This window comes from Mycobacterium sp. FW102-FHT13B02 (assembly GCF_058790275.1).
The window spans coordinates 23,737-44,104 of sequence record NZ_JBYTCM010000006.1 but is presented as its reverse complement, the minus strand read 5'-3'; the positions used below and the strand labels follow the sequence as shown (position 1 = coordinate 44,104).

At 67.4% G+C, this 20,368-nt stretch carries 18 protein-coding genes; 12 read left to right on the top strand and 6 right to left on the bottom strand.

All coding sequences use genetic code 11. From position 1 onward, the window contains the following. Positions 1–140: 140 nt before the first annotated feature. Complete coding sequence (locus AC3WTE_RS12360; RefSeq protein ID WP_492437812.1) at positions 141–635, bottom strand: nitroreductase family deazaflavin-dependent oxidoreductase; 495 nt, start codon at positions 633–635, stop codon at positions 141–143. Positions 636–651: 16 nt separating this feature from the next. Further along, positions 652–1,803 (bottom strand): steroid 3-ketoacyl-CoA thiolase, encoded by a 1,152-nt coding sequence (locus AC3WTE_RS12355; RefSeq protein WP_492437810.1) that lies wholly within the window; start codon positions 1,801–1,803, stop codon positions 652–654. Between the two features lie 157 nt (positions 1,804–1,960). On the opposite strand from AC3WTE_RS12355, the gene AC3WTE_RS12350 reads away from it, so the two are divergent. The 9 genes from AC3WTE_RS12350 (at position 1,961) to AC3WTE_RS12310 (ending at position 11,874) form a co-directional block, all read left to right on the top strand. After that, positions 1,961–3,208, top strand: a complete 1,248-nt coding sequence (locus AC3WTE_RS12350) for a cytochrome P450 (protein ID WP_492437808.1) — start codon at positions 1,961–1,963, stop codon at positions 3,206–3,208. A 47-nt stretch (positions 3,209–3,255) separates the two neighbouring features. Beyond that, positions 3,256–4,260: an acyl-CoA dehydrogenase family protein gene (locus AC3WTE_RS12345; protein WP_492437806.1), complete on the top strand. Its 1,005-nt coding sequence runs from the start codon at positions 3,256–3,258 to the stop codon at positions 4,258–4,260. 1 nt (position 4,261) lies between these two features. After that, positions 4,262–5,425 carry an acyl-CoA dehydrogenase FadE29 gene (gene fadE29, locus AC3WTE_RS12340; RefSeq protein WP_459367076.1) on the top strand — a complete coding sequence of 388 codons (1,164 nt, stop codon included), beginning with the start codon at positions 4,262–4,264 and terminating at the stop codon, positions 5,423–5,425. A gap of 42 nt (positions 5,426–5,467) precedes the next feature. Continuing rightward, on the top strand, positions 5,468–6,433 hold the full coding sequence (locus AC3WTE_RS12335) for a bifunctional MaoC family dehydratase N-terminal/OB-fold nucleic acid binding domain-containing protein (RefSeq protein WP_492437803.1): 966 nt from the start codon (positions 5,468–5,470) through the stop codon (positions 6,431–6,433). A gap of 8 nt (positions 6,434–6,441) precedes the next feature. Then, complete coding sequence (locus tag AC3WTE_RS12330; protein ID WP_492438250.1) at positions 6,442–6,837, top strand: MaoC family dehydratase; 396 nt, start codon at positions 6,442–6,444, stop codon at positions 6,835–6,837. Positions 6,838–6,839: 2 nt separating this feature from the next. After that, positions 6,840–7,994 carry a 17-hydroxy-3-oxo-4-pregnene-20-carboxyl-CoA lyase gene (gene ltp2 / locus AC3WTE_RS12325; RefSeq protein ID WP_492438248.1) on the top strand — a complete coding sequence of 385 codons (1,155 nt, stop codon included), beginning with the start codon at positions 6,840–6,842 and terminating at the stop codon, positions 7,992–7,994. 69 nt (positions 7,995–8,063) lie between these two features. After that, positions 8,064–9,866, top strand: a complete 1,803-nt coding sequence (locus AC3WTE_RS12320; protein WP_492437801.1) for a DUF2339 domain-containing protein — start codon at positions 8,064–8,066, stop codon at positions 9,864–9,866. Positions 9,867–9,968: 102 nt separating this feature from the next. Beyond that, entirely contained in the window at positions 9,969–11,087 is a 1,119-nt protein-coding gene (locus tag AC3WTE_RS12315; protein WP_492437800.1) for a hypothetical protein, read from the top strand. Positions 11,088–11,106: 19 nt separating this feature from the next. After that, positions 11,107–11,874, top strand: a complete 768-nt coding sequence (locus AC3WTE_RS12310) for a hypothetical protein (protein WP_492437798.1) — start codon at positions 11,107–11,109, stop codon at positions 11,872–11,874. A gap of 74 nt (positions 11,875–11,948) precedes the next feature. On the opposite strand, the gene AC3WTE_RS12305 is transcribed toward AC3WTE_RS12310, so the two are convergent. The 3 genes from AC3WTE_RS12305 to kstD form a co-directional block, all read right to left on the bottom strand. Beyond that, entirely contained in the window at positions 11,949–13,121 is a 1,173-nt protein-coding gene (locus tag AC3WTE_RS12305) for a DUF1942 domain-containing protein (protein ID WP_492437796.1), read from the bottom strand. A 216-nt stretch (positions 13,122–13,337) separates the two neighbouring features. Next, positions 13,338–14,198 (bottom strand): MaoC family dehydratase, encoded by an 861-nt coding sequence (locus AC3WTE_RS12300; protein ID WP_492437794.1) that lies wholly within the window; start codon positions 14,196–14,198, stop codon positions 13,338–13,340. 1 nt (position 14,199) lies between these two features. Next, complete coding sequence (kstD, locus tag AC3WTE_RS12295; RefSeq protein ID WP_492437792.1) at positions 14,200–15,882, bottom strand: 3-oxosteroid 1-dehydrogenase; 1,683 nt, start codon at positions 15,880–15,882, stop codon at positions 14,200–14,202. Positions 15,883–15,953: 71 nt separating this feature from the next. Between kstD and AC3WTE_RS12290 the strand changes: the two genes are divergently transcribed. The 3 genes from AC3WTE_RS12290 to dmpG are packed head-to-tail and all read left to right on the top strand — an operon-like array spanning position 15,954 to position 18,746. Beyond that, positions 15,954–16,739, top strand: a complete 786-nt coding sequence (locus AC3WTE_RS12290; protein ID WP_492437790.1) for a 2-keto-4-pentenoate hydratase — start codon at positions 15,954–15,956, stop codon at positions 16,737–16,739. A gap of 40 nt (positions 16,740–16,779) precedes the next feature. Further along, entirely contained in the window at positions 16,780–17,685 is a 906-nt protein-coding gene (locus AC3WTE_RS12285) for an acetaldehyde dehydrogenase (acetylating) (protein WP_492437788.1), read from the top strand. Further along, a complete protein-coding gene (gene dmpG, locus AC3WTE_RS12280) occupies positions 17,682–18,746 on the top strand; it encodes a 4-hydroxy-2-oxovalerate aldolase (protein WP_492437787.1) in 1,065 nt (354 codons plus the stop codon). The genes AC3WTE_RS12285 and dmpG overlap by 4 nt, the downstream gene beginning before the upstream one ends. Before the next feature lie 58 nt (positions 18,747–18,804). Here the strand turns inward: dmpG and AC3WTE_RS12275 are convergent, their stop codons facing one another. Beyond that, positions 18,805–20,214 carry a wax ester/triacylglycerol synthase family O-acyltransferase gene (locus AC3WTE_RS12275; protein WP_492437785.1) on the bottom strand — a complete coding sequence of 470 codons (1,410 nt, stop codon included), beginning with the start codon at positions 20,212–20,214 and terminating at the stop codon, positions 18,805–18,807. Positions 20,215–20,368 lie beyond the last annotated feature (154 nt).

Sequence of the window (20,368 nt, the reverse complement as noted above, 5' to 3'; positions counted from 1 at the left end):
ACGTCAACGACCTGGGCACGGCTGCTGATTCCGTTCAGCTCCCCCAGAACAAATGTCGTACACCCATGAATCTGCCTCGTCGGGCACAAAAAAGCTCCCCTGGCACGACGCGCGTTCCAGGGGAGCTTTTCGGGCTGTGATCAGGCCGGATCGAGGAAAATGATCGGAATCTTCCGGTCGGTGTACGAGCGGTAGTCGACGAAGTCGGGATACATGGCGTCCAGCTTCGGCCAGTACTCGTCGCGTTCGGCGTCGGTAGCCTCACGGGCGGTCAACTGCAGCGTCTCGCCGCGAACCTGGAACTTCACCTGCGGGTTGGCGACCAGGTTGAGGTACCACATCGGGTGGGTGCTGCGGCCGCCCTGCGAGGCGACGACGACGATGCGGTCGTCTTCGCGCAGGTACAGCAGCGGGCTGTCGCGGGGCTCGCCCGACTTGCGTCCGATGGTCGTCAGGATGCCGACCGGAGGCGGGGTGGCGACCGGCTTGGAGCCGAGCCGCCACTTGGCGCCGAGCCGGCCGTCGGTGGCGCGGAACGCCCAGGTGTTGATCCGTGACATCCACTTGAAGCCGACGAGCATCGCGTTCGAGTTGAGTGCCTTGATCTGCCTGGCGTTCAGCTGCCCTTCGGCCATATTTGCGACCCCGCTCCTAGATCCGCTCGATGATGGTGCCGGTGGACAGCGCGCCGCCGGCGCACATCGTGATCAGCGCGGTCGACTTGCCGGTCCGTTCCAGCTCGTGCAGCGCAGTCGTGATGAGCCGCGAGCCGGTGGAACCGACCGGGTGGCCCAGCGCGATGGCGCCGCCGTTGACGTTGACCTTATCCATGTCGGCCTTGTGCACCTGAGCCCAGGACAGCACAACCGACGCGAACGCCTCGTTGATCTCGACCAGGTCGATGTCGGCCATCGACATACGCGCCTTCTCGAGCACCTTGGCAGTGGACTGCACGGGGCCGTCCAGGTGGTAGTAGGTTTCGGCACCGACGTTGGCCTGCGCGATGATCCGCGCACGGGGCTTGAAGCCGAGGGCCTTGGCCTTGTCCTCGTCCATCCACAGCACCGCGGCGGCACCGTCGGAAATCTGCGACGAGGTGCCGGCGGTGTGGATGCCGCCCTCGATCACCGGCTTCAGCGCGGCCAGGCCTTCCAGGGTGGTGTCGCGCAGGCCCTGGTCACGGCTGACCAGGTTCAGCTCGGCGGTCGGCTGCTTGTTCTCGTCGATGACCGGCGCCTCGATGGGCGAGATTTCACGGACGAAGCGACCCTCGGCCCAGGCCTGCTTGGCCTTGGCCTGCGAGGCGAAGCCCAGAGCGTCGATGTCGGCGCGGGTGATGCCCCGGCGGCCCGCAATGCGCTCGGCTGCGTCGAACTGGTTGGGCAGGTCGATGTCCCACGACGCGGCGCGGGCACCACCGCCGTTGGAGCCCAGGGGCACGCGGCTCATGGCCTCGACGCCGCAGGCGATGCCGATGTCGATGGCGCCCGTGGCGATGAGGCCGGCGATCAGGTGGTTGGCCTGCTGGGCGCTGCCGCACTGGCAGTCGATGGTGGTGGCGCCGACATGCTCGGGCAATCCGGCGACCAACCACGACTGCCGGGTGACGTTGTTGCCCTGCTCGCCGTACTGCGTCACGCAGCCGCCGATGAGCTGCTCGATCTCGCCGGCGTCCAGGCCGGCCTTCTCGACGAGAGCTTTCTGCGTGGCGCCCAGAAGTTCGGTCGCGTGCAGGCCGGACAGCCAGCCACCTCGCTTGCCGATGGGGCTGCGAGTGGCTTCAACGATGACAGGATTACCCATGGGCTCAGGCTAGAACACGTTTCATTACTCTGACAAGCAACGATCGGGACATGCCTTTTATCTGCGGTGAAGGCGTGTTTCAATGGTCGCAACGCTGAACTAGAAGGATTTGTCTCGGAACCTGGTTCTGAGGCGTTGGATTCCCCGAGGAGACACCATGCCCTGCCCGATCCCGTCCGACTTCGACTTGCTGGACGCGAACCTGAACCTCCAAGGCCTGCCCATTGAAGAGTTGGCGGAGCTTCGTCGTTCCGAGCCGGTGCACTGGGTGGACGTGCCAGGTGGCACCGGTGGCTTCGGTGACAAGGGGTACTGGATCGTCACCCGCTACGAGGACGTCAAAGAGGTCTCGAAGCGCAACGACATCTTCGGCAGCGCACCCGACGGTGCCATTCCGGTGTGGCCGCAGGCCATGACCCGCGAGGCCGTCGACGTGCAGCGCGCGGTGCTGCTCAACATGGACGCCCCGCAGCACACTCGGCTGCGCAAGATCATCTCGCGAGGCTTCACCCCGCGTGCCATCGGCCGGCTGCAGGCGGAGCTGAGCGAGCGCGCCCAGAAGATCGCCGAGACCGCGGCCGCTTCCGGTACCGGCGACTTCGTCGAGCAGGTCTCGTGTGAGCTGCCGCTGCAGGCCATCGCCGGTCTGCTGGGTGTGCCGCAGGAAGACCGCGACAAGCTGTTCAACTGGTCCAACGAAATGACGGCCGGTGAAGACCCGGAGTACGCGCACATCGACCCGGCCGCATCGTCGTTCGAGCTCATTGCCTACGCGATGGGCATGGCCGCCGAGCGCTCGAAGAACCCGACCGAAGACATCGTCACCCAGCTGGTGCAGGCAGACATCGATGGCGAGAAGCTGTCCGATGACGAGTTCGGCTTCTTCGTGGTGATGCTCGCGGTGGCCGGTAACGAGACCACCCGTAACTCGATCACGCACGGCATGATCGCCTTCGCGCAGAACCCCGAACAGTGGGAGCTGTACAAGAAGGAACGCCCGGAGAGTGCCGCGGACGAGATCGTCCGTTGGGCCACACCGGTTTCCGCGTTCCAGCGCACTGCGCTCGAGGACGTGGAACTCGGTGGCGTGAAGATCAAGAAGGGCGAGCGGGTCGTCATGTCCTACCGCTCGGCCAACTTCGACGACGAGGTGTTCGAGGACCCGCACTCCTTCAACATCATGCGGACGCCGAACCAGCATGTCGGTTTCGGTGGCACCGGTGCGCACTACTGCATCGGCGCCAACCTGGCGCGCATGACCATCAACCTGATGTTCAATGCGATCGCCGACCACATGCCGGATCTGGCCTCGATCGGCGAGCCCGAGCGCCTGATGTCGGGCTGGCTCAACGGCATCAAGCACTGGCAGGTTGACTACACGGGCAAGTGCCCCGTTCAGCACTGACGGCAACTGAGCGAGTACCCCGGTAACACGAATCAAGGAGGATTCGGGTGGATTTCACACCGAGCCCGGAGCAGCAGGCTGTCGCCGACGTGGTGACGTCCGTGCTGGAGCGGGAAAACACTTGGGACGCACTGGTTTCCGGTGGCGTCGTGACGCTTGCGGTACCGGACCGGCTGGGCGGTGACGGGCTGGGACTGCTGGAGGCGGCCACCGCGCTGACCGAGATCGGCCGGCGTGGGACCACCGGACCGGCGCTGGCCACCATCGGGCTCGGTCTGGTTCCGCTGGTCGACCTGGCCACCGACGCACAGCAGGACCGGTACCTGGCGGGTATCGCGGCGGGCGCGGTGCTCTCCGCCGCCCTCAACGAAACCGGCAACCAGCTGCCCGAGAAGCCGTCGACCAGCTTCGCCGGCGGCAAGCTGAACGGCACCAAAATCGGTGTGCCGTATGCCGAGACGGCGCAGTGGCTGCTGGTCACCACCGACAGCGGTGTGGTCGTCGTATCGCCCAAGGCTGCCGGTGTGACGGTCGAGAAGACCCCGACCGCCAACGGCTCGGACGAATACGTCGTCACCTTCGCCGACGTCGCGGTGGCCGATGACGACGTGCTGGCCGGTGCCACCGTGGCTCGCGTGAACGACTTGGCGCTGGCCATGATCGGTGCCTTCGGTGCCGGTCTGGTGGCCGGCGCGCTGCGACTGACCGCCGACTACACCGCGACCCGCGAGCAGTTCAACCGTCCGCTGTCCACCTTCCAGACCGTGGCAGCGCAGCTGTCCGAGGTCTACATCGCCTCGCGGACAATCGGTCTGGTGTCCACCTCCGTGGTGTGGCGGCTCGCCGAAGGGCTCGACGCATCCGAGGACCTGGCGATCCTGGGCTACTGGCTGACGTCACAGGCGCCGCCGGCCATGCGGCTGTGCCATCACCTGCACGGCGGTATGGGCATGGACATCACCTACCCGATGGACCGCTACTACTCCTCGATCAAGGACCTGACTCGGTTGCTCGGCGGTCCGTCGCATCGTCTCGATCTGGTGGGAGCCTGAGATGTACATCGAACTGACCCCGGAACAGCGGGCGCTGCAATCCGAACTGCGGGAGTACTTTTCGACGCTGATCACGCCCGAAGAGGCGGCGGCGATGGAGACCGACCGGCACAACGAGGCCTACCGTGCCGTCATCAAGCGCATGGGCAGGGACGGCAAGCTCGGTGTGGGCTGGCCCAAGGAGTACGGCGGTCTGGGCTTCGGTCCGATCGAGCAGCAGATTTTCATCAACGAGGCCAACCGCGCCGACATCCCGCTGCCGATGGTGACCCTGCAGACCGTGGGACCCACCCTTCAGCTGCTGGGCACCGAGGAACAGAAGAAGAAGTTCCTGCCCGGAATCCTCGCCGGTGAAGTGCATTTCGCCATCGGCTACTCCGAGCCCGAGGCCGGCACCGACCTGGCGTCACTGCGGACCACCGCGGTGCGTCATGGCGACGAGTACATCGTCAACGGTCAGAAGATGTGGACCACCGGTGCGCATGACGCCGACTATGTGTGGCTGGCCTGCCGCACCGATCCGACCGCCGCGAAACACAAGGGCATCTCGATCCTGATCGTCGACACCAAGGACCCGGGCTACTCCTGGACCCCGATCATCCTGTCCGACGGTGCCCACCACACCAATACGACGTACTACAACGACGTGCGGGTGCCCGCCGACATGCTGGTCGGTGAGGAGAATGGCGGCTGGAAGCTGATCACCACGCAGCTCAACCACGAGCGTGTCGGCCTGGGTCCGGCGGGACGAGTGGCCGGCATCTACGAGCAGGTGCACGCGTGGGCGTCCGAGGCGGGCTCCGATGGTGTTGTCCCGCTGGACAACCCGGAGGCCAAGCGGCTGCTGGGGCAGATCAAGTCGATCTGGCGGCTCAACGAGCTGCTCAACTGGCAGGTCGCCTCGTCGGGCGAGAACATCGCCGTCGCCGACGCGGCAGCGACGAAAGTCTTTTCCACCGAGCGCATTCAGGAAGTCAACCGGCTGGCCGAAGAAGTGGTCGGACGGTTCGGTAACCCGGCCGACGCGCACACCGCCAAGGTGCTGCAGTGGCTGGACACCATTGCCAAGCGCAACTTGGTCATCACCTTCGGTGGCGGGGTCAACGAGGTCATGCGAGAGATGATCGCCGCGTCCGGCCTCAAGGTGCCGCGGGTTTCCCGATGAGCGCGTGCGCGAATCGCAACGACTTGGGCAAGGGAGGCCGCAATGTCTGATCTTCAGGCCGGCATCGACGCGATCGTCGCCGCCGGGCGCAGCAAGCCGACGCTGAGCCGGGATCCGGTGAACCAGCCCATGATTCACCACTGGACCGACGCGATCGGCGACAAGAACCCGATCTACGTCGACGAGGAGGCCGCCAAGGCTGCCGGGCACCCCGGCATCGTGGCGCCGCCGGCCATGATTCAGGTGTGGACCATGATGGGCCTGGGCCGCACCCGGTCCGACGACGATCCACTGGCCCGGATCATGAAGTTGTTCGATGACGCCGGGTATGTCGGCGTCGTCGCCACCAACTGCGACCAGAACTACCACCGCTATCTGCAGCCGGGGGAGCGGGTCAGCATCAGCGCAGAGGTGACCGACGTGGTCGGCCCCAAGCAGACCGCGCTGGGCGAGGGTTACTTCGTCAACCAGAAGATCCGTTGGCACGTCGGTGACGAGGAAGTCGCCGACATGGACTGGCGCATCATGAAGTTCCTGCCCGCGGGCAAGCAGGGCCTAGAGGTAGCTGAGAGCGGCTCGCTCCCAGCTGATCTCGACCCGGACAAGCTGATGCGCCCGTCGTCCTCGCGCGACACCCAGTTCTTCTGGGACGGCGTCAACGCGCATGAACTGCGGATTCAGAAGCGGCCCGACGGCTCGCTGCAGCACCCGCCGGTGCCGGCGATCTGGCAGGACAAAGATGCTCCGATCGACTACGTCGTCTCGTCGGGCAGGGGCACGGTGTTCAGCTACGTCGTGCACCACGCGCCGAAGGTGCCGGGCCGCAGCCTGCCGTTCGTCATCGCGCTCGTCGAACTGGAAGAGGGTGTGCGCATGCTCGGTGAGCTGCGCGGCGTCGAGCACGACGACGTGAAGATCGGAATGCCGGTCAGCGCAACATTCCTGGACTTCCCGGACAGCGACGTCAGTCCGGCGTGGACCCTCTACGCATGGGAGGCCGCAAAGTGACTGCCACTGTGAGCACCGCCGTGGGCACCAAGCTGCCCGAGCTCTCCATTTACGGCGACCCGACGTTCATCGTGTCGACGGCTATCGCCACCCGGGACTACCAGGATGTGCACCACGACCGGGACAAGGCGCAGGCCAAGGGCTCCAAGGACATTTTCGTCAACATCCTGACCGACACCGGCCTGGTGGGGCGTTATGTCACCGACTGGGCGGGCCCCAACGCCATCATCAAGTCGATCAAGCTGCGTCTCGGCGTGCCGTGGTACGCCTACGACACCATCACCTTCCGCGGTGAAGTCACTGCGGTCGAAGGCGACCTGGTGACGTTGAAAGTGGTGGGCAGCAACAGCCTTGGCGACCACGTCATCGCCACCTCGACTCTCACGATGGGAGGAGCCCAGTGAGCATCTCCGGTAAGGCGGCCATCGCCGGTATCGGCGCCACCGACTTCTCTAAGAACTCCGGACGCAGCGAAATCCGGCTGGCGGCCGAGGCCGTCACCGATGCGCTGAACGACGCGGGCCTCTCGCCCACGGACGTCGACGGTCTGGTGACCTTCACCATGGACTCCAATCTGGAGACCGCGGTGGCCCGCTCCACCGGTATCGGTGAGCTGAAGTTCTTCAGCCAGATCGGCTACGGCGGCGGCGCCGCGGCGGCGACAGTCCAGCAGGCCGTGCTGGCGGTGGCGACCGGCATCGCGGAATGCGTTGTGGCCTACCGGGCGTTCAATGAGCGCTCGGAGCACCGCTTCGGCCAGGTGATGACCGGTCTGACCGTCAACGCCGATTCGCGTGGTGTCGAGTACAGCTGGTCCTACCCGCACGGGCTGAGCACCCCGGCGGCCTCGGTCGCCATGGTCGCGCAGCGCTACATGCACGAATACGGCGCCACCAGTGCGGATTTCGGTGTCGTGTCGGTGGCCGACCGCAAGCACGCCGCCACCAACCCGAAGGCGCATTTCTACGGCAAGCCGATCACCATCGAGGATCACCAGAATTCGCGCTTCATCGCCGATCCGCTGCGGCTGCTGGACTGCTGCCAGGAGACCGACGGCGGCGTCGCGATCGTCGTCACCACGCCGGAACGGGCCAAGGACCTCAAGCAGCGTCCGGTGATCGTGGAGGCGGCCGCACAGGGTGCCGGCGAGGACCAGTTCACCATGTACTCGTACTACCGCGACGAGCTCGGCCTGCCCGAGATGGGTCTGGTCGGCCGGCAACTGTGGGGCCAGAGCGGCTTGACGCCCAATGACATTCAGACCGCGATCCTGTACGACCACTTCACGCCGTACACGCTGCTGCAGCTCGAAGAGCTCGGCTTCTGCGGCAAGGGCGAGGCGAAGGACTTCATCGCGAACGGTGCGATCGAGCTGGGCGGCAAGCTGCCGATCAATACCCACGGCGGCCAGCTCGGTGAGGCGTACATCCACGGCATGAACGGCATCGCCGAGGGAGTGCGCCAGCTGCGCGGGACGTCCGTCAACCAGGTGCCCGATGTCGAGCACGTGCTGGTCACCGCCGGCACCGGCGTCCCGACATCGGGTCTGATTCTGGGCTGACTCTCGTCGTGAGGTAGTCGGGTAGTCCTACTCATCCGGACGCGGGTCGTTCGGCGCGATGATGACGGCATGACCGAACCGCAGCGGGCGATGGTGGCCCGGCTCTCACAGGATGTCGCGGCGATATCCCACCACCTGGCCTGGGTGTCGGCCTGCCTCACCGAACTCGATCGGTCCTTGGCGCCACCGCAGCCGATGCCGCAGGCGGCCGCCTACGTTGCGCCGCAGCAATATTGGCAGCAGGCTCAGACTGCCCCGGCCGCGGTGACGCAGGCTCCACCAACGGCAGCGCCGTACCCGCAGCCGCAACAGGCACCGCAGCCGCAACCGCAGCCCGAGCGCTCGGACGGCTGGATCGGCAAGGCGCTGGCCGCGGCCGGTGTCGCGGTGACGCTCATCGGCGTCGTCCTGCTGTTGGTGCTGGCTGCGCAGGCCGGTCTGTTGCGCCCGGAGTTCCGCGTCGGCGCGGGGGCGGTTCTGGCGGCGGTTCTGGTGGCCGGGGCGACCCGACTCAAGACGCGTCCCGGCGGGACGGTCGGAGCGGTTGCCCTGGCGGCCACCGGCATCGCGGCGGCGTACATCGACGTTGTCGCGGCCACCACGATCTATGAATGGCTCTCTGCGCCAGTCGGTTTGGTGCTGGCCGCCGTGATCGGCGGCGGCGCTCTGACGCTGGCCCGGCGCTGGGATTCCCAACAACTCGCGCTCTTGGTGCTGGTGCCGTTGGCTGTGCTGGCCCCGGTGGTGGCCGACGGCGTCTCGCTGTTGCTCATCGGGTTCATGCTGGCCCTGTCCGCGGCGTCGCTGCCGGTGCAACTCGGCAAGGACTGGGTCTGGATGTACGTGGCCCGGACGGTGGTCTGCACATTTCCGTTGCTGGTGGCGCTGGCCGCGGCGTCCTTCGGCACCAACCGGAATCCGGCACTCGCTGCCGCCTGTGCGGCGGCCGCCGTCCTGGCCGTCGCCGGCGCGCTGATGTTGTTGTCCAAGACGACCAACCGTTCGCTGCTCGCGGCGGCGACCGCGGGCGGTGCGCTGCCGGTGTTGTTCGTCTCGGCGGTGGTCCGGTCGGCGGTCGCTGGGGCGATCATTGCCGCGGTGGCGGCGCTGTTCCTCGCGGTCGTGCTGCTCGGCGATCGGCTGCCGGGGGTGGTCGGTGCGGTGCAACGGATCTGGTCGGCCGTCTCCGCGGTGTGCGCGCTGTTCGCGGTGCTGGTGGCCTTCGACGGCAGGATCGGCGGCGCGATGCTGCTCGCCATGTCCGTCGTGGTGGCCGTGGCCGGCCGCCACGACCCGATCGCCCGGTGGGTGAGCGCCGGATTCGGAGCCGTCGGCGGTGCCGTCTATCTCAGCTACTCGCCGCCGGATCTGCTGTTCCGTGCTGTGGAACTCAGTACCCGCAGTGCCATCTCGACCATCGTGTCCAGCATCTTGGCGGTGGCGAGCGTGGTGGCCATTGTGCGGGCATGGACCGAACGACGCGACGATGAGGAAGTTCGGCTGATGTGGGCAGGCACGGTCGTCGCCGCCGCCTATGCATCCACGATGCTGACCGTCACGGCAGGGGTGCTGATCGGTGGCGTCAAAGCAGGATTCTTCGCCGGCCACATGGTTGCGACGATCGGCTGGATTGCCGTGGCGGCCGCGCTGTTCGGGTACGCGGCGCGCCGGCCGAAGGCCCAGCGGTCGTTGCCCATCGGCGGTGGCCTGGCGCTGGTGGCCGCCGCGATGGCCAAGCTGTTCCTGTTCGATCTCGGGACCCTGAACGGCATGTTCCGCGTGGCGGTGTTCATCGTCGTCGGCCTGGTGCTGCTGGCGATGGGAACTGGGTATGCCCGGATGCTGGCCCGGCAGGATCAGCCGAATCCGTAGCGGGCCGTGCCGATGACCGTCCGTCAGTTTGCGTCGGGTGCCTACCTCTCGGGGCGGTAGGCTCGAAGCGACGCGGTATGTCTGGGGAAGGGGGCCGTGTCTATGGGGATTCAGCCGGACAGCAGTCCGTTCGGTTCGCAGACCGTGACGGGGCCTGGGTGGCCGAACGTCAATGAGGAACAGCTCGAAGAAGCGGCTGCGCACTATACGAAGCTGGCCACGAAGATCACCGGTCACGTGGTGCCGCAGCAGACCAGTCAGTTGATGAACTTGACCGGTCAGTGGACCGGTGCTGGTTCGGTTGCCGCCGCCGGTGAGGCGACCACCATCATCGGGGGCCATGAGGCCAACGGCGCGCAGGCAGCGGCGATCGCCGCCAAGCTGCAGTCCATGGTGGCCGCGGTGATCAAGACCAAGAACCTGGTCAATGCTACCGCCGAGGAAGTGCAGCAGGAGTGCATGGCCCTGTCGGCGGCGCCGTTTCCGAACGTGCAGGAGCTGATTCAGAGCCGGATCAAGATGGGCCTGTCCCAGAACATCGCCGCGGTGACGGCCAGCGCCACCGAGGTGGCCAACTTCGTCGGCGCACCTCCGAGCATCCCGACTGCCGGCGTGCCGCCGCAGGTGGCCCAGACCGCGCAGAAGACAGCGGAGTCGGCGGGCAAGGGCGGCGATCAGATGGGCCAGATGATGGGCCAGATGATGCAGATGGCCGGCCAGCTCCCGCAGATGCTCGGGCAGTTGCCGCAGCAGGCAATGCAACCGCTGCAACAACTTTCGCAGCCGCTGCAGCAGTTGACCTCCCTGTTCTCCGGCGGCGGCCAGGGCAAGGCCGGTCTCGGCGCCTCACCGTTCGGCGCGTTCTCGAACCATCCGCTGGCCGGCGGTTCCGGGGCCGCCCACGGCGCGGGGTTGATGAAGGGCGGCATGCCCGGCGGCGGTGGCGGCGTGGGCGCGGCTTCCGTGCAGACGCCGTTACTGGCCAAGATGGTCGGCCCCGGTCCGGCTGGACCCGGGGTGATGCCGGCGAGCGCCGCGAGCGGTATGGGAGCAGGCGGTTTGGCTCCGGTCGCCGCCGCTGCCGGCGCGGGTGGCGCGATGGGTGCCATGGGTGGCATGGGGCACCGCGAAGGTGGCGGCGGGGGCCGCATCACCCAGCTGGCCGTGCCCGAAGCGCTGGACCACGGCTCATATGACGAAGACGTCGACGACGACTGGTGAGTTGAGTAGGGGGTAACTGATGAGTTCACCGTTGCAGACACCGGACAACATCAGCTGGAATGCAGCCTCGGTCGAGCTGCCCGAGATGCCGATGATCCAGCCTGGCGAGGACGCCATGAGCGCGACCATCGCCGCGGTGCTGCCGGCCATGGCCGCCGATATGACCGCCAACGTGGCCTCGTTGCAGGCCAAGGAGGGCATGTTCTCGGGCAAGGTCGGCATGGCCCAGTCGGCGTACGACAACGCCGACAGCAAGGGCGGGGAGGGCGTCGGCCAGATGGGCCAGATGCTCGGCCAGCTCGGTCAGATGGGTCAGCAAGCCGGTCAGATGGCCGGCCAGGGCGGTGGTCTGGGGCAGATGGGTCAGCAGGCGGGCCAGTTCGGCCAGATGATCCAGCAGGCCATGGGCAAGGGCGGCGGCAAGGAAGGCGGCATGCCGGGCGGCGAACCCGCGGCCGGCCAGCCCGGTGGGCCGGCCGGCGGCGGCGGTGCGCCCATGTCGCCGGAGCAGCGCCAGGCGCAGCAGGACGCCCGGGAGAACCAGCAGAACGACCGGCAGTCCCAGCAGGACGCGCGTCAGCAGCAGCAGGACAACCGGCAGTCCCAGCAGGACAACCGGCAGTCCCAGCAGGATGCCCGCGACTCCCGCCGGCATCCGTCCGCTCCGGCGCAGGCGGCACCTCCGGCGGCCGGACCCAGTGCCGGCTCGCACAACGCCGGTCCGGCGCCCGTCGCTCCGGTGTCCCCGCCGCCGCAGCGTGGCGGTGACGTCGGCCGTCAGATGTAGTTACGAAAGAACAAGCCAGACAAAGAAATTGGGGCCAGTCGCGATGATCGCGACTGGCCCCAATTCGTTGTTTCCTAAGAAGCCGGCGCCGGGGTCGGGGTGACCGGGGCGGCCAGAGCAGCCTGCTGGTTACCGGCCGGGGCGGCGGTGCCCTGACCCGCGCTGGACGCCGGCTGGCCGGCGATGGCCTGGCTCGGAGCCGGAGCCGGGGTCAGCGGAGCCTGCGAGACGGCGCCACCGGCGGTGGCAGCGGTGCCCGGGCCGCTTTCGGCGGCGGTCGGAACCGGAGCAGCTTCCGGAGCCTGGCCGGCGACCGGAGCGGTGGCCGGGGTGCCCGCCGGAACCTGGGCGCCGGCCGGGGCCGGAGCATCAGCGGCCGGGATGCCGGCCGGGGCCGGAGCAACCGCCGGGGTGCCCGCCGGGACCGGAGCATCAGCGGCCGGGGTGCCGGCCGGGGCCGGAGCAACCCCCGGAGTGCCGGCCGGGGCCGGAGTGCCGGCCGGGGTCTCACCGTTCGGGGCCGTGGCCGGGGTGCCCGCCGGAACCTGGGTGCCCGCCGGAGGCTGCGCACCCGTCGCGGCCGGAACAGTGCCCGCCGGGGTGGCGCCGGGCACGGCGCTGCCGAGACCGGCCGGCGCGGCTGCCGGGGCGGCAGCAGGAGCGGCGGCGGGCGCGGCAGCCGGGGCCGGGGACGGAGTCGCGGCCGGGGCAGCACCGCGGGCCGGAGCCGCGGCGGGAGCGGTCCCGGTGGTGGCTTCAGTGCCCTGCCACTTGATCAGGTCGCGGTCACCGTCGGCGTACACGACGCTGGTCGGAGCGGCACCCGTCACGTCGAAGTAGACCTTGCCCTTGGACTCTTGTCCTTCGGCGAGGCCGGCAGGGTTGATGCCCTGCGGGGTGGCGGCGCCCCACAGCACGCGGTAGTTCTCTCCGTCGGCCGCACGGGCATTCAGGTTCGGCACGAACGGCTGCGAGCTACCGCGCTCAGCCGAGTATCCGGCCGTCGCTTCCCAGAGCGTGCCGTTGATGTGCTCCGACAGCACGTCGGTGCTGGGCTTGAGGTTGCTGATTTCCCATTCCGCGACGGTGTTCCCGTTGACGAGCTTGCCGTCCTTGCCGAAGGCCACGGTGGTGGGAGCGGGCGCGACACCCGCAGGCTGGGTCGAGTCAGCCAGCGCGAATGGCGTGGCGATCAGGCCGAATGCGGCGGCTGCGCCGATCGCGATGGTGATCTTGCGGGTACTCATGATGAAGTGGCTCCTTTGTCTCCAAGTCGTCCGACGGGCGGCTTCCCCCACGGAAGTTGAGTCACGCGTAATTGGATAATTACTGACTACTACGAAAGCTAGCAGGTTAAGCGTCCGCTGTGGATAGAGACAGACGCCGCAGCGGCGACCCGACCGCTGGTCCTGGGTTGCCGGAATCGGCCGCTGAGAAAGCGGCCGATTCCGGATAAGTCCTGGTCAGGACGCGGTGAGCTCGATTCCGGCAAGCACGACGACGTTGTCCCGGCTTGGTGCCGTCAGCACGCCGGTGATTCGTTCACCGTCACGCCAAAGGTTGGCCTGCAAGGTTTCACCCGGAATGACGGTGCCCGCGAAGCGTGCGCCGTAGGACCGGACCCGTCCGGCGTCGCCGTCGAGCACGTTGTCCACGATGGCCTTGCAGCCGATGCCGTAGGTGCACAGGCCGTGCAGAATCGGGCGGTCGAAGCCCGCGGCCTTGGCGAACGCCGGGTCCGAGTGCAGCGGGTTGCGGTCGCCGCAGAGTCGGTACAGCAGTGCCTGCTGCGGCAGGGTGGGCAGCGCGATCTGCAGGTCCGGTGCACGGTCGGGCTCGGCTGCCGAGGCCGACGGGCCCCGGTCGCCGCCGAAGCCCCCCTCGCCGCGGGCGAAGATGGACCGCTTCTGCTTCCACAGGGGCGCGCCGTCCGTGGTGGTCACCGTGGTCTCCGACCAGATGACCGCGGCCTTGCCTTTGTCCCAGATTTCCGTGAACTTGGTGACGGCCCGGCCGGTGCCCGACGGCGGGATCGGCGCGGCGGGGTAGATGGCTTCGCTGGCGTGCAGCACGCGGCTCAGCTCGATGTCGATGCCTGGGAACTTGACCGTTGGCGCCTTGGTCTCGTGGAAGCTCTGCGCCACGTTGCCGAACGTCGGCAGGACCTGTGGCTTGTCGTCGATCAGATAGCGCAGCTCGCGCTCGCTCATCGGGTCGGCGCCGGCGCCCAGTCCCAGGTGGTAGAGCTGCACATCGCTGCTGGTCCAAGAAAAATCGACCGGCGGCAGCTCCGCCCCCAAGGCCTCATCGAGATTGATCGGCATGTCAGCCCTTTCCTGCCACGTGGAGTGCCGCCAGGTATCCGAACGTCATGGCGGGGCCGATGGTCCCGCCGGGGCCGGGGTAGGTGTGGCCCATCACCGGTCCGCTGGCGTTGCCCGACGCGTACAGGCCCGCGATCACCGAGCCGTCCTCGCGCAGTGCGCGGCCGTGGATGTCGGTGACGATGCCGCCCTTGGTGCCCAGGTCACCGGGCACCATCTTGGCCGCGTAGAACGGGCCGTGCTTGATCTCGCCCAGGTTGGGGTTCGGCTTGTTGGTCGGGTCGCCGTAGTACCGGTCGTAGGCGCTGTTGCCGCGGCCGAAGTCCTCGTCGACGCCACTGCGGGCGAAGCCGTTGAAGCGCTCGATGGTCTGGGTCAACGCGTCAGCCGGCAGATTGGTCAATTCCGCCAGTTCTTCCAGGGTGTCGGCCTTGACCACTACGCCGGCCTCGGTCCACTTCTTCGGAATGCGTTGTCCCGGTTGCAGACCCGCGAAGATGTAGCGGTTGCGGTACTGCTGGTCGAACAGCAGCCAGGCCGGCACGTTCTCGCCCGGTCCGTCGCCCTGGCCGTACTTGCCGCCGTACATGTGGTGGCAGGCCTCGACGTACGGCATGGATTCGTTCATGAACCGCTTGCCGTTCATGTTGACGATGATCGAGCCGGGGGAGTTGCGCTCGGACAGCGCGAACCACGGGCTGTCGGGCAGCGGCACCGTCGGGCCCCACCACGCGTCTTCCATGATCTCCATTGCGGCGCCCAGCTTTTCGGCGGCCAGGATGCCGTCGCCGGTGTTGGCCTTGGCGCCCACGGTCCAGTCGGTGGTGATCGGCTGGCGCTGGTACTTGGTGCGCATCTCCTGGTTGTGCTCGAAGCCGCCGCTACCGAGGATCACTGCGCGGCGGGCCCGGATCAGTTGCGGCTCAGCGCTTTCCGGTGCATTCATATCGCGGACATAGATGCCGCGGACGGCGCCGTCCTCATAGTAGAGGTCGGTCAGCGCGGTGTTCAGCTGCACCGGCACGCCGGCCTTCTGCAGGCCGATGCGCAGCGGTGCGATGAGGGCGCGCCCCATGCCGACCAGGTTCTTGCCGGTGGCGCCGGCCCAGGTGGCGCGGATGCCGACCTTGAGGCTGCGCAGCACGCCGCGCGGATGGCGCTTGAGCTGGTTGAGCCGGACGTAATCCTGTTGCATCACAACCATGTTCAGCGGCACCTTGCCGTACGCCGGCTCCAGACCGGCCTCATCGGCGCCGAGCTTCTTGGCGTTGAACGGCTTGGGCTCGACGGACCGTCCGCCGGCGCGGCCGCCCTCGGCCTCCGGGTAGTAGTCGGAGTAGTTGGGCACCCAGCACAGCTTCAGCGGCGAGTTCTTCAGCACGAACGACAGCATCTCGGGACCGCGCTGCAGATAGGTGTCGATCTTCTCTGCGGGGACCACGTCGCCGATGATCTTGTGCAGGTAGGTGCGGGCCGCTTCCGGGGTGTCCTTGACCCCCGCACGCTGCAGAATCTCATTGTTCGGGATCCAGACGCCGCCGCCTGACCGCGCAGTGGAACCTCCATAGTGTGGGGCCTTTTCAACGACTACTGTCGAAAGGCCCTGATGGGCTGCGGTGAGGGCGGCGACCATGCCGGCTGCGCCGCTGCCGACGACGACAACGTCGTACTCCTGTCCAGTCATGTAGAACACGTTATAGAATTGCCCGGCCTGTGGACAACTGCGCCGGTCCATGAAGTTAGGGGAATTCACGAATGCTGTCCGACAACGTGCGTGCCGAGCTCGCTGCCGCGCTGGCCCAAGCCGAGCGCAGCCGGGTCGCGATGTCGCCGATGACCGACACCTACGCCGACATCGACGTCGTTGACGCGTACGAGATTCAGCTGCTCAACATTCGTCAGCGTGTCGCAGAAGGTGCCCGCGTGGTAGGACACAAGGTTGGTCTGTCCAGTGAGGCCATGCAGAAAATGATGGATGTGGACGAACCCGACTACGGGCATCTCCTCGACGACATGGAGGTATTCGAGGACAAGCCCGTGCTGACCTCGAAGTACCTGTTGCCGCGGGTCGAGGTCGAGGTCGGGTTCGTGCTGGCCGACGATCTCCCCGGCGCCGGCTGCACCGAGGACGACGTGCTGGCCGCCACCGCGGCGTTCGCGCCGGCCATCGAGCTGATCGACAGCCGCATCGCCAACTGGCAGATCAAGTTGTGCGACACCATCGCCGACAACGCGTCCTCGGCCGGCTGGGTGCTGGGCAAGGAGCGTGTTTCGCCGAAAGACATCGACATCCGCGGCATCGATGCCGTGCTCAAGCGCAACGGCGAGGTGCTCGGTAAGGGCCGCAGCGACGCCGTGCTCGGCAACCCGGTGACCGCAGTGGCGTGGCTGGCCCGCAAGGTCGACCAGTTCGGCGTTCGGCTCAAGGCCGGTGACGTGGTGCTGCCCGGCGCCTGCATGCGGGCGTTCGATGCCACGCCGGGTGACGACTTCGTCGCCGAGTTCGCCGGACTGGGTTCCGTCCACCTGTCTTTCGCGTAGTGGCCGAAGTTTCTACAGATATTCGTCAATAGGAGTGAGCATGCCGTCCAAAGCGAGCGTCGCGATCGTCGGCTCGGGAAATATCAGTACTGACCTGCTGTACAAGCTGCTGCGGTCGGACTGGCTCGAGCCCCGCTGGATGATCGGTATCGACCCGGAGAGCGAGGGCCTGGCCCGCGCCCGCAAGCTCGGGCTGGAGACCAGCCATGAGGGCGCGGACTGGCTGCTGGCCCAGAGCGAGAAGCCGGACTTCATCTTCGAGGCCACCAGCGCCTACGTGCACAAGGCCTACGCGCCGCGGTACGAGGAAGCCGGCATCCGGGCCATCGACCTGACCCCGGCCGCAGTCGGCCCCGGCGTGATCCCGCCGGCCAACCTGCGGGCGCACCTGGATTCGATGAACGTCAACATGGTCACCTGCGGTGGCCAGGCCACCATCCCGATGGTCTACGCGGTGTCCCGCGTCGTCGACGTGCCCTACGCGGAGATCGTGGCGTCGGTGTCGTCGGCGTCGGCCGGCCCCGGCACGCGCGCCAACATCGACGAGTTCACCAAGACCACCAGCGCCGGCGTGCGCGACATCGGTGGGGCCAAGGACGGCAAGGCCATCATCATCCTGAACCCGGCCGACCCGCCGATGATCATGCGCGACACCATCTTCTGCGCCATCCCCGAAGATGCCGATCACGCCGCCATCACACAGTCCGTCAAGGACGTGGTCGCCGAGGTGCAGACCTACGTGCCCGGCTACCGGCTGCTCAACGAGCCGCAGTTCGACGAGCCGTCGATGGTCAACGGTGGCCAGCACGTCGTCAGCATCTTCGTCGAGGTGGAGGGTGCGGGCGACTACCTGCCGCCCTACGCTGGAAATCTGGACATCATGACGGCTGCGGCCACCAAGGTGGGCGAAGAGATCGCCAAGCAACTCGTGGAGGTTAAGGCATGAGCACCGCACTCGAACCCGGAGACATCTTCTTCGATGCCGCGTGGGACGTCCGGCTGACGGACACCTCGCTGCGCGACGGCTCGCACCACAAGCGTCACCAGTTCACCGGCGACGAGGTTCGCGCGATCGTCGGCGCGCTCGACAACGCCGGCGTCCCCGTCATCGAGGTCACGCACGGCGACGGCCTCGGTGGCTCGAGCTTCAACTACGGGTTCTCGAAGACCCCGGAGCAGGAACTCATCAAGATCGCGGCCGACACCGCGAAGAACGCCAAGATCGCGTTCCTGATGCTCCCTGGAGTGGGGACCAAGGAGGACATCAAGGAAGCCCAGGGCAACGGCGGCTCGATCTGCCGCATCGCCACCCACTGCACCGAGGCCGACGTCTCGATCCAGCACTTCGGTCTGGCCCGCGAACTGGGCCTGGAGACCGTCGGCTTCCTGATGATGAGCCACACCATCTCCCCGGAGAAGCTGGCCGCGCAGGCCCGCATCATGGCCGACGCCGGCTGCCAGTGCATCTACGTCGTGGACTCCGCGGGTGCGTTGGTGCTCGAGGGCGTCGCCGACCGGGTCTCGGCGCTGGTCGCCGAATTGGGATCGGATGCTCAAGTTGGATTTCACGGACACGAGAATCTCGGTCTGGGCGTTGCCAATTCGGTCGAGGCCGTACGCGCGGGTGCCAAGCAGATCGACGGCTCGTGCCGCCGGTTCGGTGCCGGTGCGGGCAACGCGCCGGTCGAGGCGCTGGTCGGGGTGTTCGACAAGATCGGCGTCAAGACCGGCATCGACTTCTTCGACATCGCGGATGCCGCGGAAGAGGTTGTCGCCCCGGCGATGCCGGCCGAGTGCCTGCTGGACCGCAATGCGCTGGTGATGGGCTACGCGGGCGTGTACTCCAGCTTCCTCAAGCACGCGGTGCGACAGGGCGAACGCTATGGCGTGCCGGCACACGAGCTGTTGCTCCGCGTCGGCCAGCGCAAGCTGATCGGTGGCCAGGAAGACCAGCTGATCGACATCGCGCTGGAGATCCAGCGGGAGCGGGCCGAGGGCAAGGCCTGACCAAGGAGCAAGAACGCCGGCCGTCCCGCAAGGGGCGGCCGGCGTTTTGGTAGCCGGGTCAGCTGGTGACGGCGTCCGCCGCGGTCGCGCAGCGTGCCACCAGTTCGGCCAGCGCAGCCGGCAGCCGGTCGGCGATGGCCTGCGGATCCTTGACCTGGTCGGTGCAGGTGAGCACACAGATCTGCATGCCGCCCTGGTAGCTCCAGCCGGTGATGTTCATGCCCATCGGGAAGACCAGCGGGCCGCTCGAGATCAGCTTCTCGACCGGGGCGCCGCCGAAGTACAGCGGGTGCTGCGGGCCACGCATGTTCGACGCGATCATGCTGAACATCGGCCGCTTCTTGACCTGTGCGCCGATGGTCGGCAGCACCCGGGAGTACACCTTGAAAAGCGGCCAGTACTCCATCCAGTCGTGCTGCAGCCAGGCATCGCGCTCGCTCTGCACCTCACGGGCGGTGGCGGTGTTCGCCGAGATGGTCTTCAACCGCTCCGCCGGATCGGCGATGTTGGTGGCGAGCTCGACGTTCCACCGGGCCACCTTGTTGCCCCAGCGGTCGCCGTCCTGCGGGCGCATCGACACCGGCACTACGGCGGTCATGGTGTCGTCGCCGACGGGCCCGCGCGCGGCCTGGTATTCGCGAAGGGCGGCGCTGCACAGCGCCAGGAAGACATCGTTGGCGCTCACCCCGAACGCCTTCGACACCCGCTTGATCTGGTCCATCTCGACGTCGACGAAAGCGAAGCCGCGGTGCGCGGTCAACGGCTCGTTGAACGGCAGGGCCGGCGCGATGAAGGCCTCGGCATAGCCGGGCTTGCCCGCCTTCTGCCGGTGCCGGATGGTGCGGGTCACCTTGGCCGTGCGGGCCAGGACTTTCGGGAACTTGATGAGCGACCTGACCTGCTGACGCGCCACCATCGGGAACCATTGCGCGGCCGGCGGGCGGTGCTCGTCGGGCGCCGGGTGGCTCGAGGGTTCGGGTAGCCGGTCGGCAGGGTCCTGGCTGTAGAACTGCTCGAGCAGGTTCAGCGACGCCACGCCGTCGGCCACCGCGTGGTGGATCTTGAGCACGAGAGCGACGCGGCCGTCGGCCAGGCCGTCGATGTACCACAGCTGCCAGGCTGGGCGGTCCCGATCGAGTGGCTCTTCGAAGAGTTTGGCGATCTCCGCGCCCAGCTCGCGGTCAGTGCCGGGAGCGGCGGCCGTCGCGCGCTTCATGTGGTAGTTCAGATCGCCCCGGGCGCGGGTGATCCACCATGGCCGGCCGGCGCCGAATCGCGGGGACAACAGCTGCCACTGCAGGGGCTCGACGCGATCGACGAGGCCGGGCAGCGCGGCCCGCACGGCGTTGAAGGTGATGGTTTCGTGGCCCTGGGCCGGATCGAGCACGACGGCCTTGATGGTGTGCTGCGGTTGGACGGCGCTCTCCCATGCCAGGAAGCTGTTGTCCTCGCCCGATAAACGTCGCATACCTCACTATGAAGCCGAAACTGTGAGCCGGCGGAGTTGTTGTCTCGTTGATCGGGAACTACCTCTGAATTTCGGGTGGTACCCCGTTTAGCGTGCTCACCATGCGCTGAGTCGGCGTCGCGACGCGGAGCTCGAGGGGCTCCGCCGGATCCGG